General features: G+C 70.2%; 5 protein-coding genes. 1 reads left to right on the forward strand and 4 read right to left on the reverse strand.

Going from position 1 to position 6433, the window contains the following annotated elements; genetic code table 11:
• Positions 1-18: 18 nt before the first annotated feature.
• The 4 genes from AB0O76_RS43250 to AB0O76_RS43265 form a co-directional block, all read right to left on the reverse strand.
• A complete protein-coding gene (locus AB0O76_RS43250) occupies positions 19-1407 on the reverse strand; it encodes a S28 family serine protease (protein ID WP_365503252.1) in 1389 nt (462 codons plus the stop codon).
• A 119-nt stretch (positions 1408-1526) separates the two neighbouring features.
• Positions 1527-2870, reverse strand: a complete 1344-nt coding sequence (locus AB0O76_RS43255; protein ID WP_365503255.1) for a S28 family serine protease — start codon at positions 2868-2870, stop codon at positions 1527-1529.
• Positions 2871-2939: 69 nt separating this feature from the next.
• Positions 2940-4106: a hypothetical protein gene (locus AB0O76_RS43260; protein ID WP_365503258.1), complete on the reverse strand. Its 1167-nt coding sequence runs from the start codon at positions 4104-4106 to the stop codon at positions 2940-2942.
• On the reverse strand, positions 4103-5068 hold the full coding sequence (locus AB0O76_RS43265; RefSeq protein ID WP_365503261.1) for a 5-dehydro-4-deoxyglucarate dehydratase: 966 nt from the start codon (positions 5066-5068) through the stop codon (positions 4103-4105). The genes AB0O76_RS43260 and AB0O76_RS43265 overlap by 4 nt, the downstream gene beginning before the upstream one ends.
• Before the next feature lie 251 nt (positions 5069-5319).
• Between AB0O76_RS43265 and AB0O76_RS43270 the strand changes: the two genes are divergently transcribed.
• The gene (locus AB0O76_RS43270) at positions 5320-6129 is read left to right on the forward strand and encodes an NAD(P)-dependent oxidoreductase (RefSeq protein WP_365503264.1); all 810 of its coding nucleotides are present in this window, start codon (positions 5320-5322) and stop codon (positions 6127-6129) included.
• The last annotated feature ends 304 nt before the right edge of the window (positions 6130-6433 follow it).

A 6433-nucleotide genomic window follows, 5' to 3' on the forward strand; every position in this document is an offset into this window, starting at 1 on the left:
ATCGCCACTCGTCGCGGGCTACTTCACGTCGGCCCAGCGCTTGACGTGGGCGACGGCCTCCGCAAGGTCGGCGGGGGGCAGTTTCTCGATCGCGTTGTTGTGGTGGGCGCCGGGCGCCACGTAGCGGTACGAGTCGTGCTTACTGGGCGTGAACTTCTCGGCGCTCCACGGGTCGTTCTCCGCGTAGATGAAAAGCATCCGCTCGCCCTTGGCCTTCACCCAGCGGTCGACATCGACGACCGTCCTGCCGTCGTAGGTGCCGCCACGCATGGCGGCGGGGAGCGACGAGTCGGGATGCCGCAGGCCCGGGTAACGACGGAGACCGTCGAGATGGTCGAACTTCAGGTCGGCCCAGCCGAGTTGCGTGGCGGCCTGCCGGTCGTAGGGGCCGCCGCTGTGGGTGCCGAGGATCTCGTCCTGGAACATTCCCATGCCGTTCCTTCTCGACCAGGAGTACAGCTCGTCGTCCGTCGCCTTCTTCGCATCGGGCACGGTCGGGCACTTGTCAATCCCACCGCTCTGCCAGAAGCCCCACACCAGCTCGAGCACGCCCCGCTCGTAGGCGCGGTCCGCGGTGCCGAGTATCTCCTCGAAAGTGGCGCCTTCCCGCTGCGCCTCCGCCTCGAACTTGGGGAGCAGTGCCGCACGGCGTACGAGCATCTCGCGCTGCACGGCGTTCAGGGCATCCCGGCACTCGCGCGTCCCGACCGTCTTGAAGAAGCGCTCATAGGCGCTGTCGTCCTTGTTGTCGACGTCGTTCGGCGCGACGACCGCGACGACTCCGTCCAGGTCGTCGGGGTAGTAGCGCTCGTGGTACGTCACCGTCATGCCGCCCTTGCTGGCGCCGACGCCGATCCATTTGCCCTTCTCGATGCCGCGCAGGGCCTGGGTGAGGCGGTGCTCGTCGGCGGCCTCCTGCTGCACGGTGAGCTTGGACCAGTCGTCGCCCGCGGGCCCCGAGGGACGGGACCCCTCGAAGTACCGGTGCTCCAGGCTCACTTGGTTGGCATCGAGGATGTCGGTGAGAGGGGTGACGTCGGTGGAGAGGTCGTAGCCCGGGGTGAAGAGGACCGTCGGCTTGTCCGTCGCCTTGTGCCAGAGCGTGAGGCGCTGGGTGAACGTGCCCGCGCCCGGGTCGTGGTGGTCGACGGGCTGGACGTACGTGAGCGAGTAGCGGGGGTGGCCCCGCACGTCGTCCACGCCTGTGACGGTCATGCCCGGGATGCTCTCCAGGCGTTCACGGAAGCCATCGGCCCAGGCCCCCGTCGCGCCGGCGGGGGTCCGCGCCGCCGCGGGCGCGGAGCCGGCCAGCACGGCCGAGCCCGCCAGCACCCCGGCGCATATCAGCGCGGACACCCCTTTGGCGCCCTTGGCCCCCTTGGTTCTCCCGGTCCCCTTGTCGCGCACCGTGTCTCCGATCGTGATCGGTCGTGGTGATCAGCTTGATGATCATCGGTGTACGGATCGTAACCTTGATCACTACTGTCGCGACAGCGTCAATCTCCCCAAGTGCCCCTAAACGTGCATTACTTCACATTGGCCCAGCGCTTGATGGTCGCGGTGACCTCGGCCTGCTCGGCGGCGGGCAGTTTGGCGATGGAGGCGCCGTGGTTGGAGCCGGGCACCTCGTAGCGGTAGGAGTCGCGGTGGCTCGGGGTGAACTTCTCCGCGCTCCACGGGTCGTTCTCGCCGTAGATGAACATCATCCGCTGGCCGCGGGTCTTCACCCAGCGGTCGACGTCGGCGATGGTCCTGTTGTTGTACGAGCCGCGCATGCCCTCGGGCAGGACCGAGTTGGGCTGGTAGATGTCCGGGTAGTGGCGGACGTCCTTGAGGTGCTTGAACTTCAGGTCGGCCCAGCCGAGTTGGGTGGCGGCCTGCCGGTAGTAGGGTCCTGTGCCGTTCGTGCCGAGGGTCTCGTCCTGGTAGACGCTGAAGCCGTGCTTCTTGGACCAGTCGTACAGCTCGTCGTCGGTGGCCTTCTCGGCGTCGGGCACGGTCGGGCAGTTGTCGATGGTGCCGCTCTGCCAGAAGTTCCACACCTGGTCGAGCACGGCGAACTCGTAGGCGCGGTCGGTGGTGCCGAGAGTCTCCTCGAACGTGTCGCCGTTGGCCTCGGCATCCGCCTCGAACTTGGGGATCAGGGCGTCGCGGCGTACGAGCATCTCGCGCTGCACCGCGTCGAGCGCGGTACGGCACTCGGCCGTGCCGACCGTCCTGAAGAAGTGCTCGTAGCCGCTGTCGTCCTTGTTGTTGGCGTCGTTCGGCGCTACGAACGCGACGACGGCGTCCAGGTCGTCGGGGTAGAAGCGCTCGTGGTACGTCGCCGTCATGCCGCCCTTGCTGGCGCCCGTGCCCAGCCACTTGCCCTTCTCGATGCCGCGCAGCGCCTGCGTGAGGCGGTGCTCGTCGGCCGCCTCCTGCTGCACGGTGAGCTTGGACCAGTCGGAACCGGCCGCGCCCGACGGGCGGGACTGCTCGAAGTAGCGGTGCTCGACGCTGACTTGGTTGGCATCGATCAGCTTGGTGAGGGCGGTGGTGTTGGAGGCGAGGGTGTAGCCGCCGGTGTAGAGGACGGTCGGCTTGTCCGTGGACTTGTGCCAGAGCGTGGCGCGCTGGGTGAACGTGCCGGCGCCGGGGTTGTCGTGGTCGACGGGCTGGGCGTAGGTGAGCGTGTAGAGGGGGTAGCCCTCACGGTCCGCCACGGAGACGACCTTCATGCCCGGGATCTTCTCCAGTTGCTCCCGGATGTCGGGTGCGGCGGCCTGTCTCCCGTCCGTCTGCGCGGCCGCGGGCGCTGCCCCGCCGAGCACGGCCGCGCCCGCCATGAATCCGGCACAGACCAGCGCGGATATCCCCTTGTTGCGCACCTTGTCTCCTCGTACTGGAGCGAATGGTTGCGCGGATGGTAACCGTCTTCACTTCACGGGCGACAGGGGCTATTTGAGGCGCGAAAGGGCGTTGCGCACCCGCGCGAGATCCGTGTCGGACGCCAACCCGGCGTGGTAGAGCCGCAGTTCGTCGGCGCCCAGCGCGGCCGCGTGTTCGGCGTCCGCGGCGAGGGTGGCGGGGCCTGCGCCCATGCCGGATACGACGGTGAGGTTCGCGGCGAGCGTGGTGCGGTCGGTGCGGTGCGGCGTGAACGCGGTCAGGGCGTCCGCGCCGCCCGTGCAGGGCACGACCACGCCGTCCGCCACGGACAGGATGTGCTCGGGGTCGACTCCGGCGTTCGCGCCGCAGTGGTACGTCACCGGGTCGGCGTGCAGCAGCACTTGGAAGCCGTCCGGTGCGGCCGCGCGCACCGCGGCGATCGCCGCCTCCTGGAGGGTGCGCGCGGTCTCCTCGCGCCACGCGCGCGTGGCGGCGGCCCTGTCGGCGCCGAGGAGCTCCTCCACGGCCGCCCAGCCGCCGGCGGGTTCCTCGCCGCGCCACACGGGCTCCAGGGCACGGCGGACCGCGGGGGCCAACTCATCGGGGTCGAGGCCCTGACCGGCGTACCCCTGACGGCAGTCCGCGCAGAAGCACAGCGACATCAGGTACTGCCCGGCCTCACCGAGCGGCACCCCCGCGATCTTGTCGTGGGCGTGCAGATGCGCGAGGCCGTACCAGCCGAGGGACTCCAGTTCGGTGCCGCGCGCGCCGGGGCGTACGGCGGCTTCCGCCGCGAGGTCGACCAGGTACGCGCGCGTGGCGGGCTGTGCGATGCAGGGCGCCCAGGGGTAGCGGTCTCCGTAGGCGTTGACGACGGAGGTGTGCGGATGATCGGCGCCCATACGGGAGTTGTGGGCCAGGACGACCCAGGTGTGCACGTCGAGCCCGGCGCCCGCCAGCGCGTCGGCGGCCTCTCCGTAAGCGTCGCCCCGGGCCCAGCCTCCGGGCGCGTACGGACGCAGCTCACGCCCCTCCCAGCGGGCGTCCGGCTCGTACAGCACGGCCGCGTGCTCGGCGGTGACGATGCGGTGGCGGGGATGGCGCGGGGTCAGCGCGCGCGTGGAGTGGTAGGCGGCGGCGAGGGTGACCTGCTGGACGCCGAGGCCCGCGACGCGGCCGGGCGCCTCGGGGTCGCCGACGACGTCCCAGGGGTAGAGGAAGGCGGAGGTCCTCACGCGTCCGCCCCCGTCCGCAGCAACTCCCGGCCGCGCTCGGTCAGTTCGGCGAGGCGTTTGACGTGGTCGTCGGTGGGGTCGTGCAGCGGCGTCCGCACCCCGCCCACGTCGAGCCCGGCCAGGCGGACGCCCGCCTTGACGAGCGAGACGGCGTAGCCACGGCCTTCGCCGCGCAGCTCCACGAAGGGCCGGTAGAAGCCGTCGATGAGCCGGTTCACGGTGGCGTCGCCCGCCGCGCTCTTGGGGTCTCCCGCGTTGAAGGCGCGGTGGAAGGCGAGCGCGATGTCGGGTGCGAAGCAGAAGACGGCCGAGGAGTAGAGGGTCACGCCGATGCCGCGATAGCCGAGCCCGGTCAGCTCGGCGGTGGGCAGACCATTGAAGTACAGGAAGTCCTCAGGCACTTCACAGCGTACGGCGCTGACGATGCGCTGCATCAGGTCCATGTCGCCGAGGCCGTCCTTGAAGCCGATGACGCCCTCGGTGCGGGCGAGTTCGACGACGGCCCCGGGGGTGAAAACGGCGTTGTCGCGCTGGTAGACGATCACGTCGAGGGAGGTGGCCGCGGCCAGTTCGGCGTAATGCCGCAGCAGGCCGTCCTGTCCGGCGACGACGAGGTAGGGCGGCATCGCGAGCAGCCCGTCGGCGCCGGCGCCCTCGGCAAGCTTCGCGTACCGCACGGCGAGCGCGGTGCCGTACCCGGCGCCCGCGACCACCGGTACCCGGCCCGCCGACACCTCGACGGCGGCGGCGACGCACGCCTCGTACTCCTCGGGGGTCAGGGCGTGGAACTCGCCGGTGCCGCAGCAGGCGAAGACGGCCGCCGCGCCCGCCTCGATCCCCGCGCGCACATGCGTACGGAAGACGTCGAGGTCCACGGAGCCGTCGGGACCGTAGGCGGTGACCGGGAAGAACAGCGGCCCGCTGGGGATGCGGAGTCGAGCGGCGAGGGGTGCTGGCGTCACGGGCTCTCCCTTAGCGTGCACGTTTCTGATCCACGTCCATATTTCTGAACGCGTCCACGCTAAGGCGCGCCCTAACCCCTGGTCAAGCGCGCAGGCGCGCAAGAGAACCGCAATTTCAGGAGCGGATTCAGAGCGGATTCACCGCCTCCGTACGACACTTGACGCGGCGGTGATCTGATCCCTAGCGTGTCCACACATGTGAATGCCGTACGCGCACACGAATGCGTCGGCTGATCCGAGGAGACTCCCTCATGCCCGCTCCCCGCATCGTCCTGCTCACCGGCGCCGCAGGCGGCCTCGGCACCCTGATGCGGGGGCTTCTGCCCGCCTACGGATATGAGCTGCGGCTGCTCGACATGCGGCCGATCGAGGGCGAGCCGGCGGCGGTCACGGCGGACCTCTCGGACAAGGCAGCGCTGCGCGAGGCCGTACGAGGGGTCGACGCGATCGTCCATCTGGCGGGCATCTCCCTGGAGTCCACCTTCGACAAGATCCTTCGGGCCAACGTCGAGGGGACGTACAACCTCTACGAGGCGGCCCGCGCGGAGGGCGTACGCCGCATCGTCTTCGCTTCCTCGAACCACACGGTGGGATTCACGCCGCGCCCGACCGGCGACGACCCGCTGATCCCGGTCGACACACCGCGCCGCCCCGACACCCTCTACGGCCTTTCCAAGTCCTTCGGCGAGGATCTCGCCCAGTTCTACTGGGACAAGCACGGGATCGAGACGGTCTCGGTGCGCATCGGCTCCTGCTTCATGGAGCCGACGAGCGTGCGGATGCTGTCGGTGTGGATGTCGCCGGGGGACGGCGCCCGCCTCTTCCACGCGGCGCTGACCGCTCCCGCGGTGGGGCATGCGGTGGTGTACGGGTCCTCCGCGAACACGCGCCTGTGGTGGGACCTGTCGTCGGCGCGGGCGCTCGGCTACGAGCCGCGGGACGACTCCGAGCAGTACGCGGAGAAGCTGATCGCCGAGCACGGGGAGCTGGACCCCGAGAACCCGGATCACTCCCACCTGGGCGGCCACTTCTGCACGAACCCTCCGGTGTGGCCGTACTGAGCTCAAGACCGCCGCTCCGCGGCGGATCTTTCCCGCCCACCCACCCGATTACCCGGCAGCGGCCCCGGTCTGCCGACGCGCCGCCGTCGGCCGCGCCGCCGTACCGCCGCTTCGCGGCGAATTTCCCGCCCACCCACCCGATTGCCCCGCGACGGTCCCAGCCTGCCGACGCGCCATCGTCGGCCGCGCCGCCGTACCGCCGCTTCGCGGCGAATTTTGGGCCCCCCCCCCCCCCCAGGGCCCGGCGTAATGGACCCGCCCCGGGGTTTTTAGCCCGCCGCGGGGGTGTGGGGAAAAAAGCCGG

It is taken from the genome of Streptomyces sp. NPDC086554, assembly GCF_040686095.1.
Taxonomy (GTDB): domain Bacteria; phylum Actinomycetota; class Actinomycetes; order Streptomycetales; family Streptomycetaceae; genus Streptomyces.